Source organism: Bacillus cereus group sp. BfR-BA-01524 (assembly GCF_022662595.1).
In the GTDB taxonomy this organism is placed as follows: Bacteria; Bacillota; Bacilli; order Bacillales; family Bacillaceae_G; genus Bacillus_A; species Bacillus_A thuringiensis_S.
The window spans coordinates 40,701-65,139 of sequence record NZ_JAKUDW010000026.1 but is presented as its reverse complement, the minus strand read 5'-3'; the positions used below and the strand labels follow the sequence as shown (position 1 = coordinate 65,139).

Below are 24,439 nucleotides of genomic sequence, written 5' to 3'. Positions count from 1 at the left end.
AATGCTTCAATAATAGCAAAGTTTCTAATCGATAATTCCGATAACAATGCCCCATTCACCTCGTTATAAAATAATCCCTTACTAAAGGATTTTCTCAGTTCTTCATTCAAATAATCATGCTATATATTTGTATGTATATACTCTTCTAACCCGCTTCATTGTACCAAACATTTGTTTTACGGGTCAATCCATCTATTTTCTAACTTTATGCATACAAAATATTATATTACAATTAGAAAAATCATATTTTTAACCAATAAAAATATCTTGTTCACTTCCCACTTTACGATGGAAAGCAAACAAGATTTTTTGTTACAACATATTTAAGAAACGATCAGAGACAACACCTGTATCGTCAGGTGTACGGCAAATAATTAAGCAAGTATCATCACCACAGATGGTTCCGATGATCTCATCCCACTCTAAATGATCAATAAGTGCTCCAAGTGAATGAGCGTTACCAGGCAATGTTTTTAGCACAAGCATATGTCCTGCCGTGTCTAATTTTACAAATGAATCCACTAGATTTCGTTTTAATTTTTGTAACGGGTTAAATCGTTGATCGGCTGGCAAGCTATATTTATAGCGCCCATCATGTAATGGCACCTTCACTAAGTGCAGTTCTTTAATATCGCGCGATACTGTTGCTTGCGTTACATTAAATCCCTCATTACGTAAAATATCAACTAATTCATCTTGTGTTTCAATTTCTTTGTTTGCAATAATTTCCCTGATTTTAATATGGCGCTGACCTTTATTCATACATTTGCACCTCACACTATCTCTTACCATAGTTTAAACATTGGTATACTTCACTTATTTATGTTAACTTATAATTCGTTTCTTGTACACAATTGTTTTTACAATCATTATACAATTACAACAAAAAGAGGAACAACATATGTTATTCCCCTTTCCCTTTTTGTTTTAGAACGTCATGCGCTTCTGTAACAACTTGCTCTATAGAAATCGGAGAATGATTTTCGCCATTCTCACGTTCACCATGCCATTTCAGATGAATTAAAAATTCAATATTACCATCCCCACCCGTAATTGGTGAGAATGTTAAACCTTCCACATCATAGCCCTCTTTTAAAGCAAAATCGACAATCATTTCCACAACAGCTTCATGTACTTTTCTATCACGAACGATACCTTTTTTCCCAACTTGCTCTCTTCCAGCTTCAAACTGCGGTTTAATTAATGCTGCTACATCTCCGTTAGGCATAAGCATTGTTTTTAAAACCGGCAGTATAAGCTTTAATGATATAAATGAAACATCAATACTTGCAAATTGAGGTAAACCACGTTCTAAGTCTGCTGGTGTCACGTAACGGAAGTTTGTTCGTTCCATTACAACAACACGCTCATCTTGACGTAATTTCCACGCTAGTTGATTGTATCCTACATCTAATGCATAAGATAATTTCGCTCCATTTTGAAGCGCGCAATCTGTAAAGCCACCAGTTGATGAACCAATATCTATCATAACTTTATCTTGTAAATCAAGATGAAATGTCTCTAATGCCTTTTCAAGTTTATAACCACCACGACTTACATACGGCATAACTTGCCCCTTCACCGTAATCTCAGTATCTTGCGAGATTTTCTCTCCTGGCTTATCAAGTCTCATTTCATTTGCATATACGAGTCCGGCCATAACGGCGCGCTTTGCTTTCTCACGCGTTTCTATAAGTCCTCGCTCTACTAATAGTACATCTACTCTTTCTTTTTTTACGCTCATTTGTTACGCCCTTTTTTGTTTTGATGGAATCATTGTATGAATACGGTCTACAACAGCATCTGTCGTTAAACCAATTTCTTCTAATAATTTTGTTACACTTCCGTGCTCTATGAAGCGGTCTGGAATACCCATTCGTTCAACTAATGCACTATGGTAACCATTTTCAGATGCAAATTCAACTACTCCTGTTCCAAAACCACCGATTAAACAAGCTTCTTCAATCGTTAAAATCGGTATATTCTTTCCTAGAAGATCATGTAAATATGCTTCATCCATTGGTTTAATAAAGCGAGCATTCACTACTTTCACTGAAACTCCAGCTTTTTCAAGACGCTCAGCGGCTTCCATTGCCATTGGTATTGTCGTACCAAACGTTAAAATAGCTGCTTGTGTACCCTCTTTTAACGTCTCCCACGTACCGATTGGAATCGCCTTTAATTCTTCATCCATATGAACGCCAAGTCCATTACCGCGCGCATAACGCAGTGCGATTGGTCCATCTTCATATTGCATTGCCGTATAAACTAAATGTTGCCCTTCATTTTCATCTTTCGGCATCATAAGCACCATATTTGGCAAGTGACGTAAGAATGAGATGTCAAATACACCTTGATGCGTTTCACCATCTGCTCCTACTAATCCCGAGCGATCTATTCCGATGAAAACATTTAAGTTTTGGCGGCATATATCATGAACAACTTGGTCATATGCTCTTTGTAAAAATGTCGAATAAATTGCTAAGAATGGCTTCATTCCTTGCGTTGCCATACCTGCTGCCATTGTTGTAGCATGTTGCTCTGCAATACCTACATCAATCATACGATCTGGGAATTCTTTTTGGAATTTCTCAAGTTTTGATCCAACAGGCATTGCAGGTGTAATTGCTACGATACGCTCATCCGCTCTCGCTAGCTTAAGTACTGTTTCACTAACAACAGCACTCCATGCTGGTGCAACTTCTTTCGGCTTAACGAAGTCACCTGATTCAATTTTATAAGGTCCTGTTCCATGCCAAGTTCCAATAACGTCACTCTCAGCCGGTTTATAACCTTTTCCTTTTTTCGTAATAACGTGAACAAGTACTGGACCTTTTGTTTTCTTTGCATATTGCAACGTCTCGAATAACTTTTCATAATCATGCCCATCGACTGGACCTAAATATGTAAAGCCTAACTCTTCGAAAAAGACACCAGATACTAGTAAATATTTAAGACTATCTTTTATTTTCTCTGCTGTCGCAGCCACTTTCCCACCAACTGCTGGGATTTTCTTTAATATATACTCTAATTCATCTTTTACCCAGTGATATTTTCCTGCTGTACGTAAACGACCGAGTACATTATGAAGCGCACCAACGTTTGGTGCAATCGACATTTCATTATCATTCAAAATAACAATCATGTCTGTTTTTTCATGTCCAATATGGTTCAATGCCTCTAAAGCCATTCCGCCTGTTAAAGCACCATCCCCAATAATTGGTATAACATATTCTTTCGTTTTCTTTAAATCACGTGCCAGAGCCATTCCCATTGCAGCCGATAACGATGTTGAACTATGACCAGTTTCCCATACATCGTGCTCACTTTCGCAACGTTTCGGAAAACCACATAGACCTTGATATTGCCTTAATGTACCAAACTCTTTCGCGCGTCCAGTTAAAATTTTATGTACATAGGATTGATGTCCTACATCCCATAAAAATTTATCTTGCGGGCTATCAAATAATTTATGCAGAGCAATTGTGAGTTCTACTACACCTAAATTAGGTGCAATATGTCCACCTGTTTGAGAGAGCTCTTCAATTAAAAACTTACGAATATCCTCACTCAATCCCTCTAGTTCACTGATAGACATATCTTTCAAAAAACTAGGGTTTTGAATTTGCGTTAGATCCACATGGATCACTCACTTTCATTTCATAATCTGTCAACATGTCAAATATTATAAAAAACATTTACACAAAACAAGAAATTCTCTTTTCTATTTTTCGTCTTGTCCCGCTATTAACCAGTCTATTGCGCCTTAATCCTATTATAAACCATATTTCTTTAGGCGATGAAAAAAATAGCCGCTAACACGAAGTGATAACGGCAATGTAATCTACATATATTTTTGCCAATAACAAGAAAAGAAAAACCTTTTCCTACATTTATATCATAAAATGATGAATGACTCAACAAATGAAAACGCTGTTATATTAGTTATTACGTTTTGCAATCAAATCGCAAATAGATAGTAAATATTCATCTTGTAATTGCAAGGAGCTAATCGCACCTTTTGCTTCTGCAATTGTTTCTTCTAAAATATCCTTTGCTCTATCTACAGTAAACAACGTCGTATATGTGCTCTTTTCATTAGAAAGATCGCTACCAATCGGTTTTCCAATCTCTTCTTCGGTTCCTTCGACATCTAAAATATCATCTCGAATTTGGAAAGCTAGACCGATATATTTGGCAAACGTAAGCAACCTTTCTTCTTGCTCTTCTGTCGCATCAGAAAGTATCGCACCCGCAAGTACAGCAAATTCAAGCAGTTTTCCGGTCTTATGTTTATGGATGTACTCCAATTCATCAATCGTAAGGCGTTTCCCTTCAGCTTCCATATCTGCCACTTGTCCGCCAACCATTCCTTCTGGTCCTGCTGCTTTTGCAAGTTCAAGTACAAGTCTTACTTTTTTTTCGGCTGAAATTTCTTTTTGTTCATATGCCATAATAACTTGAAAAGCATACGTCAATAAGCCATCTCCTGCTAAAACTGCCATCGCTTCACCAAATACTTTGTGATTTGTGGGCTTTCCTCTTCTTAAATCATCATCATCCATACAAGGTAAATCGTCATGAACTAACGAATATGTATGAATCATTTCAAGAGCACAAGCTGCACCTACTCCAAGATTTCTTTCTTTCCCAAACGCTTGTAATGTTGCAAACAAAAGTAACGGGCGGAGACGTTTTCCACCCGCTTCCAAAGAATATGCCATCGCTTCACGAAGTACATTTGGACATTGTAATTCATTTGCATAGCTTACAAGTTTCTCTTCTACGAAAGTTTTACTTTCCTTCAAAAAAGTATCAAAAGCAATCGTCACTATGCTTCATCTCCTAAAGCAGTAAACGGTTCAAGCTCTCCATCTTCCCCAAGAATAACTGCCATTTGTTCTTGTACATTCTTCAACTTCTCATCACAAAGCTTAGATAATTCCATACCCTCTTTAAAATAAGAAATCGCTTCTTCTAAAGGTACGTCACCTTGTTCTAGCTTAGAAACAAGATGCTCAAGTTGCGAAATTGCCTCTTCAAAGCTTAATTTATTTTCCATTATTCAATTCACGCTCCTCTATGCCTGATACACTACAATCTAGTATTCCATCTTGTAATTGAACTGAAACAGCATCTCCAAGACTTACATCTTTCACACTTTTTAACACTTGCTTCTCTTCATCATATACAAGCCCGTACCCTCTCATCATTACTTTAAGCGGACTTAACGCTTCAAGTTTTTGAGCAGCTCTTACAAAAGCAAATTCTTTCGTTTGAAGTAACGTTTGCATTTCACGTTGTAATTGCTTTTGCAACGTTTCAACAGCTACCTTCGTTTGCATAATTTTTTGAGATGGGTGGTGCTTCTCTAAATAAAATGAAAGTTGCTTTAACTGATTCACCTTTTTATCAATATAGCGCTCTTTCGCTAAAACAAGCTGTTCTAGCGCTCTATCTAATTGCTCTTCCTTTTGCTCATATACTTGTCTTGGATAACGGAACGCATACGATTTTTGCAACACTTGTAGTTTTTCTTCTTTTTTATGTACTAACTCTTTCATTGCTCTTTGCAATCTCAGAGTTCTTTGTAATACCTTTTCTTGTAACTCTATAATGTTAGGTGCTGCTAGCTCAGCTGCTGCAGTCGGTGTTGGCGCGCGTAAATCTGCAACAAAATCTGCGATTGTAAAATCCGTTTCATGGCCTACTGCCGAAATAATAGGAATTTCACTCTTAAAGATTGCTCTTGCAACCATTTCCTCATTGAAAGCCCATAATTCCTCAATAGAACCTCCACCACGACCAACGATTAGTACATCTATCTCTCCCATTTCATTCGCTGTACGAATCGCTTGTACAATCGAGGGAGCCGCTGACTCCCCTTGTACAAGTACCGGAAATACAATAACATTCCCAATTGGATAACGACGTTTAATCGTTGTTATAATATCACGAATCGCTGCTCCTGTTGGCGACGTAATCACACCTATTGTTTTAGCGTAAGGAGGAATTGTTTTTTTATAAACTTGAGAAAAAAGTCCTTCTTCTTCTAAACGAACTTTTAACTGTTCGTACGCTAAATGTAAATTTCCGACTCCGTCAGGCTGCATGTCTTGAATATAAATTTGATAAGAACCACTCGCCTCGTAAACAGAGATTTTCCCTTTCACGAGTACCTTCATCCCATTTTCAGGTTTGAATTTAATATTACGATTATGACCCGCAAACATAACCGCTGCGATTCTTGCATTTTCATCTTTCAATGTAAAATACATGTGGCCACGGCTATGATTTTTAAAGTTGGAAATTTCACCTTTTAACCAAACAGACTGCAAATGCGGATCATATTCTATTTTTGTTTTTATATAGCGTGTTAACGCTGTAACGGTTAAATATTGCTTCTCCATTTCTCTCTCCTCATAGCCGACTCAAATTATTTACAAACGACACCTTCACGTTTTGCAGATTCAACAGTATTATGAAGAAGCATTGTGATTGTCATTGGACCAACACCCTTTGGCACAGGTGTAATGTAACCCGCAACATCTAACACGTTGTCAAAGTCAACATCACCACAAAGTTTTCCTGTTTCTAAACGGTTAACACCAACGTCAATTACAACCGCTCCTTCTTTAATATAATCCGCTGTTATCATTTTAGGTCGTCCAACAGCTACGATTAAAATATCAGCTAACTTAGATAACTCTTTCATATTTTGCGTCTTAGAATGACAATATGTGACAGTTGCATTTTCATTTAAAAACAATTGCCCCACTGGTTTACCGACAATATTACTTCTTCCAATTACTACTACATGTTTTCCAGAAATATCAAGATTTGTTTCTTTTACTAATTCTACAATACCATGCGGTGTACATGGAAGGAATGTATCTTGTCCCGTCATCATACGTCCCACGCTGATTGGGTGAAATCCGTCTACATCCTTTTCTGGTGAAATTCTTTCAATGATAGCTTTTTCTTCAATATGTTTTGGTAAAGGTAATTGCACTAATATGCCATTAATACGGTCATCGCCATTTAAGCGATCGATTTCAGCAAGCAAACGTTCCTCAGTAATTGTTTCAGGAAGTTCAATTAGCTCTGAGTAAATCCCTACTTGTTCACAGCCTTTTTCTTTTCCTTTCACATAAGAACGAGATGCTGGATCTTCTCCAACTAAAATAACTGCTAATCCTGGTACAATACCTTGCTCTTTCAACTTCACAACTTCTTCTGTTAATTGTGCTCGTTTTTTCTCCGCAACTTCATTTCCTTTGATGATTACTGCTACCATTTTAAGATTCCCCCTTAAAGAATTTACAGTGTATCTTTTATATTAGATAAAACGCCGTTAATAAAACGACGAGATTCCTCATCCCCAAATGTTTTAGCAATTTCAATTGCTTCGTTAATTGTTACGTTGTGTGGAATTTCTTCCATGTATTTCATTTCATACACAGCTACACGTAAAATACTGCGATCAACAATACTAATACGCTCAAGCTTCCACTTTTTTAAGTTTTGACGAATCGCTTCATCAATTGCTTCTTTATTTTCTACAAAACCTACTACAAGTGACTCTAGAAACTCATTTGTTTCTTCGCCTTCATCTAGCGTGTTTTCCACTGCTACTTTCGGTTCTAATTCACCTGTAATATCCATTTGGTATAATGCTTGCATTGCTCTTTCTCTAGCCGTCCTACGTTTCATTGTAACTCTCCTTTATGCTTCAAGTCTTTCCTTATACTTTGTTATATTATTATAATTTATAAGCCGTCAATTCACTTACTCTTACAGTTTTCATTGATTTTCCAACCTTATAATACAATGATAATAACACAATTTATCGTTTCACACACGGGTTACAAGGCTGAAAAATAATAAAAAGATTAACTTCAAGTTCCATATCTTATCACAATGTACGTTTTTTGGAAAAACGACACATCTCCTTGTTTATTTCTTATTTTTTGAAATAGTATAATAATTAGAGGGTTGTAATTTGTGAAGAAATGAAACGATAAAAAAGATGCCTATGTTACTAGGCACCTTTTCATTCTTACACTGGTTCGATTTCTGTTTTTTGTGTTTCGAATGTTACGCCAACGATGTGAACATTCACTTCTTTTGGCTCAAGTCCTGTCATTGTAAAGAGTGCTTGGCGAATATTGTCTTGAATCTTTTGTGCAACAACTGGAATTGCTACACCAAAATACATTACAACATAAAGGTCAACAATAATATCTTCGTTTGCTAATTCAACCTTTACACCTTTACCGTGATTTTTCTTACCTAACTTCTCAACAACATCTGTAGCAAAATTACCGCGCATTGCCGCTACACCTTCTACTTCAGCAGCTGCAATACCTGCAATTACTTCAATTACTTCTGGTGCAATTTCTACTTTACCAAGAGTTGTATCTTGACCCATATCTAACATATGTTCAGCCATGAAAAAAACCTCCTTTAATGTATCACTGCGTCACAAGTTCATGCTCTTCCAAAAATTTCGTATTAAACTCACCTTTTACAAAATCAGGATGATCTAGCAATTGCAAATGGAACGGGATTGTTGTATGTACGCCTTCAATGACAAATTCACTAAGTGCGCGCTTCATTTTTGCAATTGCCTCTTCACGTGTTTTTCCGTGAACAATTAATTTAGCAACCATCGAATCATAGAAAGGTGGGATTGAATATCCCGGATATACAGCTGAATCGACGCGAATACCAAATCCTCCTGGTGGTAAGTACATTTCTACTTTACCTGGAGATGGCATAAATTTTTTGGCAGGGTTTTCCGCATTAATTCGACATTCAATTGCCCAACCATTAAATTGTACTTCTTCTTGCTGTAACGATAACTTTTCTCCTGAAGCAACAAGAATTTGTTCTTTAATTAAGTCCATTCCCGTTACCATTTCAGTAACCGGATGCTCAACCTGAATTCTCGTATTCATCTCCATGAAATAAAAGGTTTTCGTTTTATATTCATAAATAAACTCAACCGTACCAGCACCTGTATAATCAACCGCTACCGCCGCTTTAACTGCCGCTTCGCCCATCTGCTTGCGAATATCTTCATCAAGTGCAGGTGATGGACTTTCTTCTAATAGTTTTTGCAAACGGCGCTGAATTGTACAATCACGCTCTCCTAAATGAATGGCATTTCCGTGTGTATCTGCCATTATTTGAATCTCAACATGGCGGAAATCTTCAACGTACTTTTCTAAGTATACACCAGGGTTCCCAAAAGCGGTACTAGCTTCTTGTTGTGTAATTTGAATTCCTTTTATAAGCTCTTCTTCATGGCGTGCAACACGAATACCTTTTCCGCCGCCACCTGCAGTCGCTTTAATAATAACTGGATATCCAATTTGATTAGCAAGCTCGATCGCTTCTTCGGTATTTTTAATAATCCCTTGTGAACCTGGTACAATCGGAACCCCTGCTTCTTTCATTGTATCACGAGCAACGTCTTTTGTGCCCATCTTTGAAATAGCTTCTGGACTTGGACCGATAAAAATCAAGTTACATTCACGGCATAACTCTGCGAAATCTGCATTCTCTGCTAAAAATCCGTATCCCGGATGAATAGCATCGCAGCCTGTTAACTTCGCAACGCTAATAATGTTCGTCAAATTTAAATAGCTTTCTTTCGAAATCGTTGGTCCTACACAATACGCCTCGTCTGCAATCTGTACGTGAAGTGACTCTTTATCTGCTTCTGAATAAATTGCAACTGTTTCAATATCCATTTCTTTACAAGCACGAATAATTCGTACAGCAATTTCCCCACGATTGGCTATTAATACTTTTTTTATCATCACAAAGACTCCCTTATTACGCTTTTACAAGAAATAGCGGTTGTCCATATTCAACAAGCTGTCCGTTATTAACAAGAATTTCAACAATTTCGCCCTCTACATCAGCATCAATTTCGTTAAATAACTTCATAGCCTCGACAATACATACGATAGAATCTTTCGATACTCTATCCCCAACACTTACATATGGAGGTGTATCAGGCGAAGAAGAAGAATAGAATGTACCTACCATCGGTGATGTGATCTTATGTAGATTTTCATCTTGCACAGTTTTCTTCTCTTCTTGTTTTGGTGCTTCTGCTTGCGCTGCTGCTACTGTCGTTTCAACTTCAACAGGCGCTACTGGTTGCATAGCTTGTTTTGCTGCAGGTGCTTGCACAGCAACAACTTCATTACCACGCTTTTTCATTTTGATTGTTGTACCGTCTTTTTTGTATTCAAATTCATCAATATTAGAGCTATCAATTAATTTAATTAATTCACGAACTTCTTGAATTTTAAACATGTAAAATCCACTCCCATACTCTTGTTTGTCCCGTTTTTACAGATTCTCGTCACGAAAACTAGATTGACTGTAAAAATACGATGTATTCTATTAGAAAATATATTTCATTAACTAATAGAAATATTTACTATTTCCATCTTACGATAAATTTTTTAAACATTCCAATTTATATTTCTTTATAATAAATCGAAACTCCTGTAAAAATATTATTCCAATAAAAATTTAATACCTAGTAATAATACCAAGTTTCACATGAAATTGGCAAGACCACTTCTTAAAAAACATTCACTACTTTAGCAAAACGTTACACAGCAAACATGCCATTCCCTCTCCACTCTTCACCACACCTATAGTCAATAACATATTTTTACCAAATATTATTTTTTTGTTTACACGCCGTTCATCATTCCTTCATATAAGAATAGTATGTTCAAAGTGTAGAAAATATATTGTGTCGAGGTGTGGAAATATGATATGGCTCATTCTCTTTTTACCTGCCGTAATCGTTTGGGCATGTGTTCTTTGCATCCACGTCAAATCCGGAAAAAGTAATCATCAGTACCATGAACCATTAATCTTTTACTCACAACGTGTTTCTCCATTCCGAGTTGAACATAGTAAAAATAATTACAAAGACGAAATAGAAAAAAGCTATCGAAAATGATAGCTTTTTTCTATCCACACGTTTACTTACATACTCTATTTTACTATTTGCATACCCTTTGCTTAGTAAAAAGTAATAATCCGCAAGGAACCCCCTACGGATTAAAGTTTCACTTATTTCGCCGGTGGATCAAATTTCACACCTACATCTTTTGATCCGCCTTCACTTCTTACAAGTTGAATAATTTTATTTGCTTCTTTCTGTGAATGTTTTGCCGCTTTAACCGTTACTCTAATATCAGTACCATCAGCTCTTACAAGAGCATCTGGATATCCTCCTTGAGATTTAATTACTGTCTCAAGTAATTCTTGCTTCGTTTCCATTGTAGTGATTGCATCAAAGTTATCTTTCGCTTTACTCTTTTCTGTTGCTGAAGATTTCGAAGAATTCATCACTTCTTGTAATTTTGCTTTCGCTTCACTACGTTGATCTTCCATTTGCATACGTAAAGCTGTGAAATTCTCATCACTTGATTGAACTGATACATTGCCCTCTTTTTTACTTGTTTCTTTTTTAGTATTTTCTTTTTTGTCTGTTTCTTTATTCGTTGTTTCCTTGCTTGTATTTTCTTTTTTCGGAGTTTCTTTAGGTGCTTCGTTTGTTACTGCTTTATCAGTACCTTGTTTTTCTTGCCCAATCTTTTCACCTGTTGCTGGCGATGCTGTATTCATTTTGTCAGGAGTTGTCACGTAATACACCGATAGTACAACAACTAAACTTAACATCGTTAATAGCCAAACTGTTTGTTTTTTTAACACTTTATTTCCTCCCTATCAATTTTTCGGTGAAACTGAAACGCGATGGGCCGGTACATCTAGCAGCCTTATCACAGCTTCTTTTACCATTGCTTTAACTTGTATATTATCCACTCCCTTTGCTACGACAAGAACACCACGTACTTTCGGCTTCTCTGTTCGTAAAACAACAGGAGTTTCTTTATCCCCTTCACGTATAATGACAGTCTTTTCATCAAGAGACTCGTCCTCTACTTCTCTCTTACCGCCTGTTTTATCTGTTTCACCTGTTGTTTGTGAGCGTTTCACTGTATTTTTTTCTAAAATTTTTTCTTCAGATGAATCTAAATTCACTTTAATCGTTACGTCTTTTACTCCTGCTATTTCTTCTAAAGCAGCTTTTAATTCTTGTTCATACGCTTTTTCATATTTTTCTACATTTGACATACTATCATTATTTTTTTGTCCGAAAGTTGGTACGTCTTTTTCTTGGTTTTGAGTTTTTTGTTCTTTAAATACAGGTACTTCTTCTTTTTTACCCGCAAAGAAATTACTAGAAAACATAAGCAAAATTCCAAGTATGAGTAGGACAAGTAAAAACTTAGGTGTTACCTTTTTACCCTTCTCGTTGCTTTCTTTTTGATCCCCATTTAATAAGTTTCGAAAAAATGAGAATTTCGAATTTTTATCTTTATTGTCCATTTACTCTACCTGTCCTCCCTTCCATTTGAACTTGGATTTGTTTACCCTCTAGTTGCCACCTGCTTGAAAAGAAATCTTTCATTTCTACATTCGTTTCTTCCACTTTTTTTGGAGGCTCTTTCGTGTTAATTTCAATTGGCTTTACTGTTTCGATTGCATCATTTTTACTACGTTCTTTTTCTTTCAACGTCACAACAACAGATTGAATATCTTTCGCTGACTTTACTTCTTCTATATTTTCTGCTGCGACTATTTGTATTTCAGAGACAGTCATACCATACTTTTTCTCAAACTCTTTTCCTACTTCTTTTTTCATTTTGGTAGCCATCTCTTCTAAACTATATGCACGTGTTAGAGCTTGTATTTCTTTTTTCTTCGAATCTATTGAATTTTTTACAGATCCTTCTGCTACGTACTTTTCTTCATTAAAATTTGCAATTACTTCATTTACATCTGTCTGCAATAGTTTAAAAAGAGGCGTTAAAATTAATACAACTAACAAAAGACTTACAACGAATTTAACGTACTTTTGCAAATTCGAATTTGGAAGAATAAGATGAAGCATTGTCGCTAAGAGCAAAAAAACGATAATATTTCTGATCCACTCTGTAACAAATTGCATACTCTTCACCTCCTACCGCATCATAAGTGTAATATTCCCCGCAGCAATAATAATTGTAATACTTAAAAAGAACATAAATGATACGATAGCTAAGCAAGCAAATACGTAAATGATACTTCGTCCAATAATGTCTAAGCATTGAATAATTGCTCCGCCGCCAACCGGTTGCAATACTGCTGCTGCGAATTTATAAATAAATGCGATACAGAAAATTTGAATCGCTGGAAAAGCAACAATTAAACATAAAATGACGAGCCCAATAATTCCGACTGTGTTTTTCAATAATCCTGATGCGCTAATAACAGTATCTGCCGCTTCCGTAAACATCCTTCCAACTACTGGAATGAAGTTTCCTGTTACAAATTTAGCAGTTTTCACAGCTATTCCATCAGCAACGGCTGTTGCTGTTCCTTGTACAGATAATACTCCTAAAAAAATTGTTAAAAAGACACCGATAATCCCTACGCTAACGTTTTGCAGAAGCTTGGATAATTTCGTCACTTTATATTGATCACTCATTGTACTTACAATACTTAATATCGTTGCCAGTAATAAAAGTGGTAGAACGATATAATTCATAAGAAGCCCACTCGTATTCATTAAGAAAATGATAACCGGATGAAAAAATGATACAGATACAACCCCGCCCCCAGTTGCTATAAGCGCCAGCAAAATTGGCAATAACGCTAATATGAAATCTACCATTGTTTGTATCGTTTCTCTTGCATATGTCATAACGACATAAAAACTATTTAAAGCAAAAATAATAAGTACCATATATACAACAGCATCAGCAATTTTACTTACGCTACTTTTTGAAAAAGCGGATTGCAGTGATTGCAACAATGCACTAAAAATTGTGAGCATAATAAGTGTGCCAAGCAGTTTTCCATTAGCAGCAAGCTCATGAAATAAATATTTTAATAACCCTATCATCCACTCTTTTAGAGAGAATTCTTTTTCTCCCTTTACAAACTCCATAAAGCTCCCTTTTTGACTCTCTGGCAAATAGCCTCCATATTTTGTAACAAGCCCGTCCCAAAATTGCTTCACATCTTCAATTCCGAGCTTATCCAATTGTTGATCAACGACGTTTGTTTCTACAGGAGAAGCTTGTACAACAACCGGTAAAGAAAAGAAAAGGAAGCAAGCAAATAGCAGCTTAGCTCCAAACCTCCTCAACATTCACTCCCCCTTATCCCGTCGGTAAAAATCCGAGAATAGTTTCAATTACAACCGTCAAAATAGGAATCGCCATAACGAGAATTAAGATTTTCCCAGCAAGTTCAATTTTCGAAGCGATGGCACCTTGACCAGCATCTTTTGTAATTTGGGCTCCAAACTCAGCAATATAAGCAATTCCAATAATCTTTAGTAACGTTTCCACGTAGACGTTACTAACTTTCGCTTCACTTGCTACTCTCTCAATCATTTGTAAAATAGAATGAATTTGATCGATTAAAATAAGAAACATCACGCTACCTACGAACACAATAAATAAAGATGTAATACTAGATTTATGCTGATTCAAAACAGCAGCTAAAAACGTAGCAACGAGGCCTAATCCGACAATTTGTATAATTTCGATTCGAACCGCCTCCTTTACTGGAAGAGAAAGACACTTTTAATCTTGTCAAATAGCGTATTAATTAAAAATGCAACATGAAATAAAATGACGACAAAACCGACAAGGATAACCCAATTTGCAATATCCTCCCGCTTTAATTCTTTTAGTACAGTATGAATGAAAGCTAAAACAATGCCGATTCCGGCGATTTGAAATATTAATCCAACATCAATGGACATCGCCTTTCTCCCCCCTATAGCAGTAAAATTACAATAAGTAGCCCTGCTAGTACCCCTAAGCTCTTGATCATTTTTTCGTATTGCAGTTGTAATGCTTTCGCTTCTCCTTCTTCTCTCTCCAAATGTGTAATACATAAGCGAATATGTTTTTGTTGTGATTCACGATCATGTTGCCCGAGCGTTTCACCAAATTGCTGCAGTATTTCATACTCAGTTTGTTGAAATGCGGTTAACTTCCAGTTCTCTTTCAAACTATCTATCCACGCTTCTCTTACTGTTTGTTCTCCACTTTCTAGTCTTTTAGCGAAACTTTGAAATATCCAATTTAATGGCTTCGGCATTTGTTTCACTAATCGCTCGGCCGCTTCAGATAAAGGTGTGTGTCCATACATAATTTCTGCTTCTAATGATTGTAATGCCGCCTTTAATAACCTAAGTTGCCGCGGTCTCTCACTGTACCTTTTAGCGTATGAAAATCCGAAAAAGGTGCTGACAGCAACTATTAATACCGCACCAAATATTTTCACCATACGCCTTCTGCCTTTTTATGAGGTAGTACTGGTTTTCCAGCTCTATCTTTCACTTGCATTATCGTTCCTGGACCTCTCGCTTTTGACAATTCCACAAACCTGTCAAACACGCCAAGTTCCAGCACCGCTTTTAGTGATGGCCGCTTTACAACATCTTCATAGGAAAATCCGTGTGCACTTATAAAAAGCTGAACACCTGCATGCACCGCTTCCATAATTGCTTCACTATCTTCTTTACGGCCAATTTCATCTACGATCAAAATATCAGGACTCATAGAACGAATCATCATCATCATTCCTTCAGCCTTTGGACATGCGTCTAACACATCGACTCGTGTGCCAAAATCATATTGCGGGATTCCTTTCACACAGCCAGCAATTTCTGACCGTTCATCAACAATCCCCACTTTACAGGAAGGAATTTCCGAAGCACTTACCCCTTGACTCATGCAGCGTGCCACATCTCTTAAAAGTGTCGTTTTTCCCGTTTGTGGAGGGCCAATTACCATCGTGTTTAACCATCTTGTTTCATACAAATATGGCAAAAGCGGTTCAGCAATTCCTATTTTTTGACGAGCGATACGAATATTAAAGGAAGAGACATCACGAATCATTTTCACTGCGCTTTTTTCTGTAATGACTTTTCCCGCTAACCCGATTCTATGCCCCCCGCGAAGCGTCACATACCCACGTTTTAATTCCTCTTCCATCGTATAAATTGAGAATTGACTTAACTTATTCAATAAGTAAATAGCATCCTCTGCAGTAGTGATATAGTCATAAAAAAATACCTTTCCATGTGCAATGCACTCTAGCGGTCTTCCAATTCGAACACGAATTTCCTCTAAAGCATCGTATTGCTTACATTCTTCAATTAAGTACTTCATCGTTTTTGGTAAAACTTCTAATACCTCTTTCATCGGCTTCTCCCCACTATACTCGACTTACTATTTCAGTAATGCGATAAAAATACAGCAAATTCCAAGCGCTAGAAAAAAGAGCTTCAAGAAAGAAATTTCACTTGCTACACTCGCTATCCCAATTGTCATTGTTAAAATTAATACGGTAGGTCCAACAAACGCTAACATACCATTTATAAACAACGCTTTCTTCGCATCATTCACATAAAGCATAAGCAAAGCAGCAAATATCTCCGCACTACCTGAAAATAATCGAAGTGCTCCCATAACAAGCACGGATGTTTCCATTGCCGCTAGCCACTGTTTCATTCTTCCACCTTCTCCCGTAACAGTTACTAACTTCATATTCTAAAAAAGAATATATTTGTACAACCATATGCAGAGGTTGTCTATTTCAGAAGCAAAAACATAACTTTTCTCTAAAGTCTGCATTTTAATCTGAATATTCATATTATTTTATGGTATATTATGGTATATTTAGTTTAAAAGGGGTATAAGCCATACAGCACGTCACTTTATTACCACTAGATTTATGCTATACAAATGTGATTTTCGAGCTATCAAGTGATCCACATATAAAAAATGCATTAGGGCTAACGGTAGAAAACATCGAAGACACGAAAACATTTCTTCTTTTCGCAATAGAAGAAGAACATCAAAAGAAATCATTATCGAGAATGATTGTGAATGAAGATAATGAAATAATTGGCCTCACCACACTTAAACATATTAATAATGAGAAGAAGCAATCTCACATTGGTAGTTGGCTCGGCTATCCGTACTGGGGAAAAGGCTATAACGAGGCTGCTAAAAAAGAAATCTTTAAAATCGCTTTTTTAGACTTACAACTTTCCTACGTATTTGCTGGTGCTAAAACGAATAATATCCGCTCGTTAAAAACACAAGAAAAACTACCTTATATTTCATTGCATGTGGAAAACAAGTTTCCAGACGAACATGCTGCACTAGAGAAAGAAGTAAAGTCATCTTGCTCTCTGCATGTCGTGTCACGTGAAAATTTTTTAAACTGGTTGGAATTACAGAGTGAGGAGGAAAAATATGAAGGCATTGAAAATTAGTTTAACCGTTGTAGTAGAATTAGCTCTTATTTATCTTTTTTCATTGTTGGTCGGTTGGTCATTTATAGAGACCTTTTTCCTTGGTAGTTTAGCAATATTTGCAATTATGTGGTTAATTATTATGAGTAACCATAGAAATAACATTACAGATCACGCAATAAGTAAAACATTAACTGGCGTTGAGACTGGCGAAATAAAACCATTTCAAATTGTTTTGACTCCATCTATTATGGCTACTCTTTCACTTGTTTTAGTAAGTTTTATTATAACCACTATTTACTATCTACCCTATTTCCTATAAAAAAAGCACTCGTGATTATCACGAGTGCTTTTCTACTATGCACGAGAGACGTATTTACCTTCACCAGTGTTGATGATAAGCATTTCGCCTTCGTTAATGAAGATTGGTACTTGTACAACAAGACCAGTTTCTAATGTAGCTGGTTTTGTTACGTTAGAAGCAGTATCACCTTTAATACCAGGCTCTGTTTCTGACACTTTTAATTCAACTGTATTCGGAAGTTCAACACCAAGTACTTCGCCTTGGTAAGTCATGATTGCTACTTCCATGTTTTCTTTTAGGAATTTAAGCTCGCGCTCGATTTGGTTTTCACCAAGCTCGATTTGCTCATAAGTTCCGTTATCCATAAATACGTGAGCCTCACCGCTTGCGTATAAGTATTGCATACGACGGTTTTCGATGTGTGCTTTTTCTACTTTCTCACCTGCACGGAATGTTTTCTCTTGAACAGAACCTGTGCGAATGTTACGTAGTTTAGAACGAACGAATGCAGCACCCTTACCTGGCTTTACGTGTTGGAAATCAAGTACTTGCCAAAGCGCATTGTCCACTGAAATTGTTAAACCTGTACGAAAATCGTTTACTGAAATCATGTAAAAAAATCCTCCTGTGTATTACAAAATAATAAGTTCTTTTGGTGATTTCGTAATTACTTCATTACCTTCACTTGTCACAATGATATCATCTTCAATACGTACGCCGCCAATACCTGGAATATAAATACCTGGTTCTACTGTTACAGCCATACCTGGTTCAAGTACTGTATCAGAACGGAACGCTAAACCTGGTGCTTCATGGATTTCAAGACCTATTCCATGACCAGTAGAGTGCCCAAAGTATTCACCATATCCTTTTTCCGTTATGTAGTCACGCGTTAGCGCATCAGCCTCGCGACCTGTTAAACCAGCTTTAATACCGTTCACACCACGTAGTTGTGCTTCTAAAACGATATTATAAATTTCTTTTAATTTATCAGATGGTTCACCGACTGCAATCGTACGAGTAATATCAGAGCAATATCCTTTGTAATAAGCGCCGAAGTCTAATGTAACGAAATCTCCTGTTTCTATCACTTTTTCAGATGCCACGCCGTGCGGTAATGCCGAACGAAGACCTGAAGCAACGATAATATCAAACGAAGAAGATGTTGCTCCTTGTTTTCTCATGAAAAATTCAAGTTCATTTGACACTTCAATTTCAGATACTCCCGGGCGAATGAATGATAGAATATGCTCAAAGGCAGCATCTGCAATCTGTGCAGCTTCCTTTAATATCTTAATCTCTGAATCAGTCTTTATCAAGCGTAACTTTTCTACAAGTCCAGAAGTCGGGATAAATTCAGCATCAATCGCTTCCTTATGCGCTGAATAAGAACTATATGTAAGAGTATCTTGCTCAAAACCAAGCTTTTGAATTCCAAGCTCTTTCACTTGCTTTGCCACTTCATCAATGATCAATCCTGCGTGCTGTACAATCTCATATCCAACCGCTTGTTTACTTGCCTGCTCGACGTAACGGAAATCTGTAATAAATTGAGCACGATCTTTTGAAATAAGAACTACACCTGCTGTTCCTGTGAAGTTAGCCATATATCTACGACTATGTTCATTTGTTAACAAAATACCGTCAATGCCAGCCTCATCAAACGCACTTCGTAATCTTTCAATTTTCTCCATTACTTTATGCCTCCCTCAATTTCTCCATTAATGCAAATAACGCTAACTTATAGCCATAAAAACCAAATCCAACAATTTGTCCTGCACAAACAGCTGCCGTCACAGATTCGTGACGGAACGATTCACGCTGATGAATGTTAGAAATATGTACTTCAATAACAGGAATCGAAATGCTCGCAATGGCATCACGAATCGCATAGCTATAATGCGTAAATGCTCCTGGATTTAAAATGATCCCTTCATATATATCTTCCGCTTCATGAATAATGTCGATAATGGCACCTTCATGATTCGATTGGAAACATTCTAACTCCACTCCCATTGTTTCTGCTTCTTGCTTCATATCTGCTTCAAGTGTCGCTAGCGTGCCCTTCCCATATACATTTACCTCACGAACACCGAGGCGATTTAGGTTAGGACCGTTTACGAGGAGTAACTTTTTCATATTCTTAAAACTCCTTAATATTAAATATCTATACAATATTTTAACATAGGAGTTACTTATTTGAATAGTTCGTCTTCTCTTGCCCTTCTTGTTCTACTTTATTGCTATTTACTGCGTAAGAAACAGAATATGCTATAAACACACCATACAATATAAAAATACATATTGTCGTCACAATTGTCTCTTTTGGTAAATGGAGCGCACTTTTAATAACAGGGGCCATTAAACCCATCCCAAAAAACAGCAATGCCCACCAAAATAGCCCATAAATAATTCCTGGAATAACCCCTTCAAACTTCGCAAAAAATGCTTTATACAAAAAGGCAATCAAAATTGAAAGAAGTCCCATACACACTATTCCTGACACATTGCCCCATACACCTTCTTTCCAACTTCCAAACGCAAATGGTAAAAGGAAATAATTCGGTCCCGCCTCCGTAAATGAAAATATATGAAGGAAATACCATATCCCGCCCCAAAAGATTCCACCAAACAAACCAATCTGCACAAAATTCCTTGTTCCTAATTGTTCTTGACTCACATCGACACCTCCACTCAATAGTATGCCCGAAACTATTTTGAAGCATGTTTAAATCCTGCGAAATTTGTCTATAAAAAGAATAAGAAATGTCCGACTCTCATAACATTTTCCCTTGTCATCTACTTGTATTTGCCGATAAAATAAAGGAAACTCGGTGATTGTCTTATTTCAAAACGACAGAACCCAGTATGACAATTGCCTCTTTTTCTACATAAGAGAGAAACAAATACAGGTTGGTGTTAACATGGCAGAAGAGTCAAAACAAATATATGGCGGGCAAGCGGTCATAGAAGGAGTTATGTTTGGCGGTAGAGAATATACTGTTACAGCGGTTCGTCGTAAAGATAAATCGATTGAATTTTATCGATTACCACGCGTTCGTAATAAAGTATTATCTACGCTGAAAAAAATTCCATTTTTACGAGGGATTGCCGCTATTGTGGATGCAAGTGCGAATGGAGCAAAGCATTTAAACTTCGCTTCAGAACGATTTGACGTCCACCCAGAAGATGATGAACAAATTGCAAATAAAAAAGAAGAACAATCAAAATTAACGATGGTATTAGGAGTTGCAGCGGTTGGCGTTTTATCTTTCATATTCGGTAAAGTCATCTTCACAGCAGTTCCTGCACTATTAGCTGAATTAACGAGACCGATTTTCCCATCTCATACTGGGCAAATCATTGTCGAAAGTGTCATTAAGCTCATGCTATTATTGAGCTATATATACTTTATTTCTTTAACCCCACTTATTAAGCGGGTATTTCAGTATCACGGTGCGGAGCATAAGGTAATCAATGCTTACGAGAATAACCTTCCTCTGACTGTAGAAAACGTTCAAAAGCAAACTCGTCTCCATTATAGATGCGGCAGTAGCTTTATTATATTTACAGTCATTATTGGAATGTTCGTTTATTTCCTCGTCCCTACAGATCCTCTTTGGGCACGAGTTATAAACAGAATTTTATTAATTCCAGTTGTACTTGGTATTTCTTTCGAAGTATTGCAATTTACAAATCGATTACGAGATATTCCCGTATTACGCGTACTTGGATATCCTGGATTATGGCTACAATTATTAACAACGAAAGAACCAACAGATGATCAAGTGGAAGTAGCAATAGCATCGTTTGAAGAATTATTACGTTTAGAGAACAAACAATAATTATTTAAAAATGGTGTTCAACTCCTTTCCTCATCGTTAATATACTAATTTCAATATATGTTTTTAGGAGGTGTTCCTTATGAATGGTCGTTCGTTTACTTTCGCTATATTTGTGCTTATTATCGGATTGGCAATATTCGGCCTTGTTTCATCTGTTATTACAAATCCCATGGGTGTATTAAGAAATATCGGGTACATGTTACTTGTTGTCGGTATCTTTTATTTGCTATACAAGATGTTTACAAATTCCAGTGGTTCTGCAAATTCGCAAAGCTCATATAAGCGTGCGGCAAAACAATCGAACCGCAAACATGGGAAACAAAATGTAGCACCCCTAGGCAATTCTTTCTTTAAGTCAAATACTTCTAATGACAAAAGTAAAAAAGGGGATTCTTCCACTTTGAAACGAAAAAGAAAACAGTCTCATTTAACTGTCATTGAAGGCAAAAAAAGCAAAAAGAAAGACCGTGCTTCCTTTTAGGAAATACGGTCTTTTTTTATACTTTGAAGCACTTCTTTTAAACTTTTCTCTCTCATACTTTCAATTCGAAGATGATGATTTTCAAATGGTAAATTCCGTGTCACATCATTAGGTACAACAACGCACATTAATCCCGCTGCAACTGCTGCTCTCAATCCATTTAATGAATCTTCAAATACAACAGCTTCAGATGGCTTAATTCCTAATTCTTCTATTGCAACTCGATAAAGAGCTGGATCTGGTTTTACCTTCTCAACATCTTCTCTCGTTTTAATTACTTCAAAATATTCTCGAATCTGTAGCTCTTCTAAAAAATGAATAACCCATTCTCTAGACGAACTAGAAGCTAGTGCGATTTTCAATCCCATTTCTTTCGCTTCTTCTAAATATTCTTTTACCCCGTCACGAGCTTCTGGTATTTTCATTTTCTCTTTATGTAAAGTTGCCACTTTTTCTTTTAATACACTTTTGTTAAACTTCTCTTTTAATTGATCATTTAAATATGCAAAAAGCACCTCATCTGTTGTTCCAATGCATTTCGCAAATTCCTCTAAAGGTAGCTCTCCGCCGTATTCACGAACAGCATCTCTGAAAGAGTGAAACCATATCGTTTCTGTGTCCACAATTAATCCATCAAAATCAAAAATAATTGCTTTCATAATTCTCCCATCCTTTTCGAATTGAAATAAAAAAGGAAACGCCATCCGTTCCCCTTAATTACTTTTCTCTTCATTTGCTTTTTGAACACCACGAAGTGTTTCCACTCGAACCTCATCTTGTTCAAAGTATTGTACTAAATCACCGATACGGTCAATTGATTCCCAACTTAAATGATGTTCAATTCCTTCTACATCATTATAAATTTTGCTTTCATCCACACCGATAATGCGCATAAACTGTTCTAACAATTCATGTCGATATACGAGACGTTCCCCGATTTTTTTACCTTTTGATGTTAATACAAGCCCTCTATATTTTTCATAAATTAGATATTCGTCTTTGTCTAATTTTTGTACCATTTTTGTTACAGAGGATGGATGTACACTAAGCGCTTCAGCAATATCAGATACACGGGCATAACCCTTTTCATCAATCAACAAATAAATTTGTTCAATATAATCTTCCATACTAGGGGTAGGCATCGGTTTCCTCCATCCAATTTCATTTTGCTTATTCCGTACGAAGCAATCAATAAAATGATACACCAGAAAGAATAACGTGACAAGGTGGAAACGAGCCTAAATCTGCAAAAGTGAAAAGAACCTGCATTCAAATACAAGTTCCTTTCATGTAAAATATTGAATTTCTGCTTCAGGAAAAAAGTGATGAATATATTCTCGAATCGTTTCTTCCAATACTTCTGCATCATCTTTTTTATATACATATTTCCCAATTCCATATCGTCCCCATTTATACTTTCGCTTCTCTTCATCCATTTCAAGCTTCGTATTTGGATAACGCTCTTGAATAACCTTTTTCGCTGGTTTCGTAAAACGATGCTGAATCAATTCAAACGTTAAATTTGGTATCGACATATCTTTCAGCGCATTGTACAGTCGTTCAAATAATTCGCGGTATCCTTCTTCCCATCCCTCATGCATATAAAGTGGTGCAACTATAAAACCAAGTGGATAACCTGCACCTGCTACTTTACGAGCCGCCTCAATTCGCTCTTCAAACGGCGATGTCCCTGGTTCAAAATTTTTAATTACATATCGTGAATTTATACTAAACCTGAAACGAGTTTTCCCATTATGCTTTGCATCTAATAAATGATCAACATGCGAATATTTCGTAACGAAACGTAAACGCCCATATTCACTTTCTCCAATGAATTCAATCGTCCGCTTTAATGCATGTGTTAAATGATCAATCCCAACAATGTCTGATGTACACGCCGCTTCGAATCTTGTTATTTCAGGTGCCCTTTCATCCATATATTGCTTTGCCTTCTCAAATATTTCATCAAGATTGACATACACACGAACGTAAGGCTTACTCCCAAGTGTCGTTTGCAAATAGCAATAATGACAATGTCCCATACACCCTGTGGCGAGCGGAATTGCATATTCAGCTGACGGTTTTGACGTATCAAACTTTAGCGTCTTCCTCACTCCAACGACAAGTGTAGCCTTTGCATTACGATACTTTTGCAAATCATTTTCTCCTGGTAAATTTCTAATTTGATTATGTGATGTCGTTTCACGAATTTCTAATCCCATCTTCGTAAACTTCTCATAAAGCTCTTTTCCAAGCGGATATTCAAGTGCCTTTGGTTCAAAGTAAACGAGTTTTGGCATAAATGGTTTCATACGCTTCCCTCCCTCTCGTTAGTATGAGAAACGTTAAAAAATTAACACTCATTAAAGTTTTCCACTTCAGTAACTTGCGTTGCAAGTTACTGAATGTTATAATTTGGATAACAACTACCTTGCAACGCA

Annotated in this window: 32 protein-coding genes; 5 read left to right on the top strand and 27 right to left on the bottom strand. The window is 36.6% G+C overall.

Annotation, left to right across the window (positions count from 1 at the left end):
• Positions 1 to 312: 312 nt before the first annotated feature.
• From argR to accB, 11 genes are all read right to left on the bottom strand, one after another.
• A complete protein-coding gene (gene argR, locus MR170_RS11905) occupies positions 313 to 762 on the bottom strand; it encodes an arginine repressor ArgR (RefSeq protein ID WP_001032580.1) in 450 nt (149 codons plus the stop codon).
• Positions 763 to 904: 142 nt separating this feature from the next.
• Positions 905 to 1,744, bottom strand: coding sequence for a TlyA family RNA methyltransferase (locus tag MR170_RS11900; protein ID WP_016080325.1), 840 nt, complete (start codon positions 1,742 to 1,744; stop codon positions 905 to 907).
• Positions 1,745 to 1,747: 3 nt separating this feature from the next.
• A complete protein-coding gene (gene dxs, locus MR170_RS11895) occupies positions 1,748 to 3,640 on the bottom strand; it encodes a 1-deoxy-D-xylulose-5-phosphate synthase (protein WP_000366452.1) in 1,893 nt (630 codons plus the stop codon).
• Between the two features lie 301 nt (positions 3,641 to 3,941).
• Positions 3,942 to 4,832 carry a (2E,6E)-farnesyl diphosphate synthase gene (gene ispA, locus MR170_RS11890; RefSeq protein ID WP_029443280.1) on the bottom strand — a complete coding sequence of 297 codons (891 nt, stop codon included), beginning with the start codon at positions 4,830 to 4,832 and terminating at the stop codon, positions 3,942 to 3,944.
• Positions 4,832 to 5,062 (bottom strand): exodeoxyribonuclease VII small subunit, encoded by a 231-nt coding sequence (gene xseB, locus MR170_RS11885; protein WP_000428423.1) that lies wholly within the window; start codon positions 5,060 to 5,062, stop codon positions 4,832 to 4,834. The genes ispA and xseB overlap by 1 nt, the downstream gene beginning before the upstream one ends.
• Positions 5,052 to 6,410 carry an exodeoxyribonuclease VII large subunit gene (gene xseA, locus MR170_RS11880; RefSeq protein WP_016080322.1) on the bottom strand — a complete coding sequence of 453 codons (1,359 nt, stop codon included), beginning with the start codon at positions 6,408 to 6,410 and terminating at the stop codon, positions 5,052 to 5,054. Before xseA ends, xseB begins: the two co-directional genes overlap by 11 nt.
• 26 nt (positions 6,411 to 6,436) lie before the next feature.
• Positions 6,437 to 7,297 carry a bifunctional methylenetetrahydrofolate dehydrogenase/methenyltetrahydrofolate cyclohydrolase FolD gene (gene folD, locus MR170_RS11875; protein WP_029443281.1) on the bottom strand — a complete coding sequence of 287 codons (861 nt, stop codon included), beginning with the start codon at positions 7,295 to 7,297 and terminating at the stop codon, positions 6,437 to 6,439.
• 23 nt (positions 7,298 to 7,320) lie between these two features.
• Entirely contained in the window at positions 7,321 to 7,713 is a 393-nt protein-coding gene (gene nusB / locus MR170_RS11870) for a N utilization substance protein NusB (RefSeq protein ID WP_000830247.1), read from the bottom strand.
• Positions 7,714 to 8,059: 346 nt separating this feature from the next.
• Positions 8,060 to 8,452 carry an Asp23/Gls24 family envelope stress response protein gene (locus MR170_RS11865; protein WP_000807630.1) on the bottom strand — a complete coding sequence of 131 codons (393 nt, stop codon included), beginning with the start codon at positions 8,450 to 8,452 and terminating at the stop codon, positions 8,060 to 8,062.
• Positions 8,453 to 8,474: 22 nt separating this feature from the next.
• Positions 8,475 to 9,827, bottom strand: a complete 1,353-nt coding sequence (accC, locus tag MR170_RS11860; RefSeq protein WP_000592870.1) for an acetyl-CoA carboxylase biotin carboxylase subunit — start codon at positions 9,825 to 9,827, stop codon at positions 8,475 to 8,477.
• 16 nt (positions 9,828 to 9,843) lie between these two features.
• Positions 9,844 to 10,332, bottom strand: a complete 489-nt coding sequence (gene accB, locus MR170_RS11855; RefSeq protein ID WP_000472863.1) for an acetyl-CoA carboxylase biotin carboxyl carrier protein — start codon at positions 10,330 to 10,332, stop codon at positions 9,844 to 9,846.
• A gap of 469 nt (positions 10,333 to 10,801) precedes the next feature.
• Here accB and MR170_RS11850 point away from each other — a divergent pair, with 469 nt between their 5' ends.
• Complete coding sequence (locus MR170_RS11850) at positions 10,802 to 10,996, top strand: hypothetical protein (RefSeq protein WP_002000935.1); 195 nt, start codon at positions 10,802 to 10,804, stop codon at positions 10,994 to 10,996.
• Positions 10,997 to 11,109: 113 nt separating this feature from the next.
• On the opposite strand, the gene MR170_RS11845 is transcribed toward MR170_RS11850, so the two are convergent.
• Genes MR170_RS11845 through MR170_RS11805 form a run of 9 tightly spaced genes read right to left on the bottom strand, consistent with a single transcriptional unit; the run spans position 11,110 to position 16,619 of the window.
• A complete protein-coding gene (locus MR170_RS11845; protein WP_000914711.1) occupies positions 11,110 to 11,754 on the bottom strand; it encodes a SpoIIIAH-like family protein in 645 nt (214 codons plus the stop codon).
• Between the two features lie 15 nt (positions 11,755 to 11,769).
• Positions 11,770 to 12,432 carry a stage III sporulation protein AG gene (spoIIIAG, locus tag MR170_RS11840; RefSeq protein WP_242308316.1) on the bottom strand — a complete coding sequence of 221 codons (663 nt, stop codon included), beginning with the start codon at positions 12,430 to 12,432 and terminating at the stop codon, positions 11,770 to 11,772.
• A complete protein-coding gene (spoIIIAF, locus tag MR170_RS11835; RefSeq protein WP_029443282.1) occupies positions 12,422 to 13,054 on the bottom strand; it encodes a stage III sporulation protein AF in 633 nt (210 codons plus the stop codon). Before spoIIIAF ends, spoIIIAG begins: the two co-directional genes overlap by 11 nt.
• 12 nt (positions 13,055 to 13,066) lie before the next feature.
• Positions 13,067 to 14,239 carry a stage III sporulation protein AE gene (gene spoIIIAE, locus MR170_RS11830; protein WP_000946113.1) on the bottom strand — a complete coding sequence of 391 codons (1,173 nt, stop codon included), beginning with the start codon at positions 14,237 to 14,239 and terminating at the stop codon, positions 13,067 to 13,069.
• Positions 14,240 to 14,249: 10 nt separating this feature from the next.
• The gene (gene spoIIIAD / locus MR170_RS11825; RefSeq protein ID WP_077393170.1) at positions 14,250 to 14,633 is read right to left on the bottom strand and encodes a stage III sporulation protein AD; all 384 of its coding nucleotides are present in this window, start codon (positions 14,631 to 14,633) and stop codon (positions 14,250 to 14,252) included.
• 23 nt (positions 14,634 to 14,656) lie between these two features.
• Positions 14,657 to 14,860 (bottom strand): stage III sporulation protein AC, encoded by a 204-nt coding sequence (spoIIIAC, locus tag MR170_RS11820; protein WP_000020914.1) that lies wholly within the window; start codon positions 14,858 to 14,860, stop codon positions 14,657 to 14,659.
• 14 nt (positions 14,861 to 14,874) lie between these two features.
• A complete protein-coding gene (spoIIIAB, locus tag MR170_RS11815) occupies positions 14,875 to 15,390 on the bottom strand; it encodes a stage III sporulation protein SpoIIIAB (protein ID WP_242308315.1) in 516 nt (171 codons plus the stop codon).
• Complete coding sequence (gene spoIIIAA / locus MR170_RS11810; RefSeq protein ID WP_242308314.1) at positions 15,384 to 16,310, bottom strand: stage III sporulation protein AA; 927 nt, start codon at positions 16,308 to 16,310, stop codon at positions 15,384 to 15,386. The genes spoIIIAB and spoIIIAA overlap by 7 nt, the downstream gene beginning before the upstream one ends.
• A gap of 27 nt (positions 16,311 to 16,337) precedes the next feature.
• Complete coding sequence (locus tag MR170_RS11805) at positions 16,338 to 16,619, bottom strand: YqhV family protein (RefSeq protein WP_000816050.1); 282 nt, start codon at positions 16,617 to 16,619, stop codon at positions 16,338 to 16,340.
• Between the two features lie 191 nt (positions 16,620 to 16,810).
• Here MR170_RS11805 and MR170_RS11800 point away from each other — a divergent pair, with 191 nt between their 5' ends.
• Positions 16,811 to 17,389 carry a GNAT family N-acetyltransferase gene (locus MR170_RS11800; protein ID WP_242308317.1) on the top strand — a complete coding sequence of 193 codons (579 nt, stop codon included), beginning with the start codon at positions 16,811 to 16,813 and terminating at the stop codon, positions 17,387 to 17,389.
• Complete coding sequence (locus MR170_RS11795) at positions 17,370 to 17,690, top strand: hypothetical protein (protein WP_029443285.1); 321 nt, start codon at positions 17,370 to 17,372, stop codon at positions 17,688 to 17,690. The genes MR170_RS11800 and MR170_RS11795 overlap by 20 nt, the downstream gene beginning before the upstream one ends.
• Before the next feature lie 35 nt (positions 17,691 to 17,725).
• Here MR170_RS11795 and efp read toward each other — a convergent pair whose 3' ends face one another.
• Genes efp through MR170_RS11775 form a run of 4 tightly spaced genes read right to left on the bottom strand, consistent with a single transcriptional unit; the run spans position 17,726 to position 20,352 of the window.
• Positions 17,726 to 18,283: an elongation factor P gene (gene efp, locus MR170_RS11790; protein ID WP_016080316.1), complete on the bottom strand. Its 558-nt coding sequence runs from the start codon at positions 18,281 to 18,283 to the stop codon at positions 17,726 to 17,728.
• 21 nt (positions 18,284 to 18,304) lie between these two features.
• Positions 18,305 to 19,366: a Xaa-Pro dipeptidase gene (pepQ, locus tag MR170_RS11785; RefSeq protein WP_000411037.1), complete on the bottom strand. Its 1,062-nt coding sequence runs from the start codon at positions 19,364 to 19,366 to the stop codon at positions 18,305 to 18,307.
• A 4-nt stretch (positions 19,367 to 19,370) separates the two neighbouring features.
• Entirely contained in the window at positions 19,371 to 19,811 is a 441-nt protein-coding gene (gene aroQ, locus MR170_RS11780) for a type II 3-dehydroquinate dehydratase (RefSeq protein WP_000735140.1), read from the bottom strand.
• Between the two features lie 52 nt (positions 19,812 to 19,863).
• Positions 19,864 to 20,352: a YqhR family membrane protein gene (locus MR170_RS11775; protein WP_016080314.1), complete on the bottom strand. Its 489-nt coding sequence runs from the start codon at positions 20,350 to 20,352 to the stop codon at positions 19,864 to 19,866.
• 244 nt (positions 20,353 to 20,596) lie between these two features.
• Between MR170_RS11775 and MR170_RS11770 the strand changes: the two genes are divergently transcribed.
• Both MR170_RS11770 and MR170_RS11765 read left to right on the top strand, forming a co-directional pair.
• Complete coding sequence (locus tag MR170_RS11770) at positions 20,597 to 21,517, top strand: DUF1385 domain-containing protein (protein WP_000807121.1); 921 nt, start codon at positions 20,597 to 20,599, stop codon at positions 21,515 to 21,517.
• 79 nt (positions 21,518 to 21,596) lie between these two features.
• Entirely contained in the window at positions 21,597 to 21,998 is a 402-nt protein-coding gene (locus tag MR170_RS11765) for an SA1362 family protein (RefSeq protein ID WP_016080312.1), read from the top strand.
• On the opposite strand, the gene MR170_RS11760 is transcribed toward MR170_RS11765, so the two are convergent.
• The 3 genes from MR170_RS11760 to splB all read right to left on the bottom strand — a co-directional run bounded on the left by MR170_RS11760 (position 21,995) and on the right by splB (position 24,310).
• Positions 21,995 to 22,657 carry an HAD family hydrolase gene (locus MR170_RS11760; protein WP_029443288.1) on the bottom strand — a complete coding sequence of 221 codons (663 nt, stop codon included), beginning with the start codon at positions 22,655 to 22,657 and terminating at the stop codon, positions 21,995 to 21,997. The genes MR170_RS11765 and MR170_RS11760 overlap by 4 nt on opposite strands.
• Positions 22,658 to 22,711: 54 nt before the next feature.
• Complete coding sequence (mntR, locus tag MR170_RS11755; RefSeq protein ID WP_001143080.1) at positions 22,712 to 23,140, bottom strand: transcriptional regulator MntR; 429 nt, start codon at positions 23,138 to 23,140, stop codon at positions 22,712 to 22,714.
• Between the two features lie 144 nt (positions 23,141 to 23,284).
• A complete protein-coding gene (gene splB / locus MR170_RS11750) occupies positions 23,285 to 24,310 on the bottom strand; it encodes a spore photoproduct lyase (RefSeq protein ID WP_242308313.1) in 1,026 nt (341 codons plus the stop codon).
• Positions 24,311 to 24,439 lie beyond the last annotated feature (129 nt).

What these genes read in the sequence shown, in the direction of transcription:
- argR (WP_001032580.1), bottom strand. Translation starts at nt 762, where the DNA reads ATGAATAAAGGTCAGCGCCATATTAAAATCAGGGAAATTATTGCAAAC.
- MR170_RS11900 (WP_016080325.1), bottom strand. Translation starts at nt 1,744, where the DNA reads ATGAGCGTAAAAAAAGAAAGAGTAGATGTACTATTAGTAGAGCGAGGA.
- xseB (WP_000428423.1), bottom strand. Translation starts at nt 5,062, where the DNA reads ATGGAAAATAAATTAAGCTTTGAAGAGGCAATTTCGCAACTTGAGCAT.
- xseA (WP_016080322.1), bottom strand. Translation starts at nt 6,410, where the DNA reads ATGGAGAAGCAATATTTAACCGTTACAGCGTTAACACGCTATATAAAA.
- folD (WP_029443281.1), bottom strand. Translation starts at nt 7,297, where the DNA reads ATGGTAGCAGTAATCATCAAAGGAAATGAAGTTGCGGAGAAAAAACGA.
- nusB (WP_000830247.1), bottom strand. Translation starts at nt 7,713, where the DNA reads ATGAAACGTAGGACGGCTAGAGAAAGAGCAATGCAAGCATTATACCAA.
- MR170_RS11865 (WP_000807630.1), bottom strand. Translation starts at nt 8,452, where the DNA reads ATGGCTGAACATATGTTAGATATGGGTCAAGATACAACTCTTGGTAAA.
- accC (WP_000592870.1), bottom strand. Translation starts at nt 9,827, where the DNA reads ATGATAAAAAAAGTATTAATAGCCAATCGTGGGGAAATTGCTGTACGA.
- accB (WP_000472863.1), bottom strand. Translation starts at nt 10,332, where the DNA reads ATGTTTAAAATTCAAGAAGTTCGTGAATTAATTAAATTAATTGATAGC.
- MR170_RS11850 (WP_002000935.1), top strand. Translation starts at nt 10,802, where the DNA reads ATGATATGGCTCATTCTCTTTTTACCTGCCGTAATCGTTTGGGCATGT.
- spoIIIAG (WP_242308316.1), bottom strand. Translation starts at nt 12,432, where the DNA reads ATGGACAATAAAGATAAAAATTCGAAATTCTCATTTTTTCGAAACTTA.
- spoIIIAF (WP_029443282.1), bottom strand. Translation starts at nt 13,054, where the DNA reads ATGCAATTTGTTACAGAGTGGATCAGAAATATTATCGTTTTTTTGCTC.
- spoIIIAE (WP_000946113.1), bottom strand. Translation starts at nt 14,239, where the DNA reads ATGTTGAGGAGGTTTGGAGCTAAGCTGCTATTTGCTTGCTTCCTTTTC.
- spoIIIAC (WP_000020914.1), bottom strand. Translation starts at nt 14,860, where the DNA reads ATGTCCATTGATGTTGGATTAATATTTCAAATCGCCGGAATCGGCATT.
- spoIIIAB (WP_242308315.1), bottom strand. Translation starts at nt 15,390, where the DNA reads ATGGTGAAAATATTTGGTGCGGTATTAATAGTTGCTGTCAGCACCTTT.
- spoIIIAA (WP_242308314.1), bottom strand. Translation starts at nt 16,310, where the DNA reads ATGAAAGAGGTATTAGAAGTTTTACCAAAAACGATGAAGTACTTAATT.
- MR170_RS11805 (WP_000816050.1), bottom strand. Translation starts at nt 16,619, where the DNA reads ATGAAACAGTGGCTAGCGGCAATGGAAACATCCGTGCTTGTTATGGGA.
- MR170_RS11795 (WP_029443285.1), top strand. Translation starts at nt 17,370, where the DNA reads ATGAAGGCATTGAAAATTAGTTTAACCGTTGTAGTAGAATTAGCTCTT.
- efp (WP_016080316.1), bottom strand. Translation starts at nt 18,283, where the DNA reads ATGATTTCAGTAAACGATTTTCGTACAGGTTTAACAATTTCAGTGGAC.
- pepQ (WP_000411037.1), bottom strand. Translation starts at nt 19,366, where the DNA reads ATGGAGAAAATTGAAAGATTACGAAGTGCGTTTGATGAGGCTGGCATT.
- aroQ (WP_000735140.1), bottom strand. Translation starts at nt 19,811, where the DNA reads ATGAAAAAGTTACTCCTCGTAAACGGTCCTAACCTAAATCGCCTCGGT.
- MR170_RS11770 (WP_000807121.1), top strand. Translation starts at nt 20,597, where the DNA reads ATGGCAGAAGAGTCAAAACAAATATATGGCGGGCAAGCGGTCATAGAA.
- MR170_RS11765 (WP_016080312.1), top strand. Translation starts at nt 21,597, where the DNA reads ATGAATGGTCGTTCGTTTACTTTCGCTATATTTGTGCTTATTATCGGA.
- MR170_RS11760 (WP_029443288.1), bottom strand. Translation starts at nt 22,657, where the DNA reads ATGAAAGCAATTATTTTTGATTTTGATGGATTAATTGTGGACACAGAA.
- mntR (WP_001143080.1), bottom strand. Translation starts at nt 23,140, where the DNA reads ATGCCTACCCCTAGTATGGAAGATTATATTGAACAAATTTATTTGTTG.
- splB (WP_242308313.1), bottom strand. Translation starts at nt 24,310, where the DNA reads ATGAAACCATTTATGCCAAAACTCGTTTACTTTGAACCAAAGGCACTT.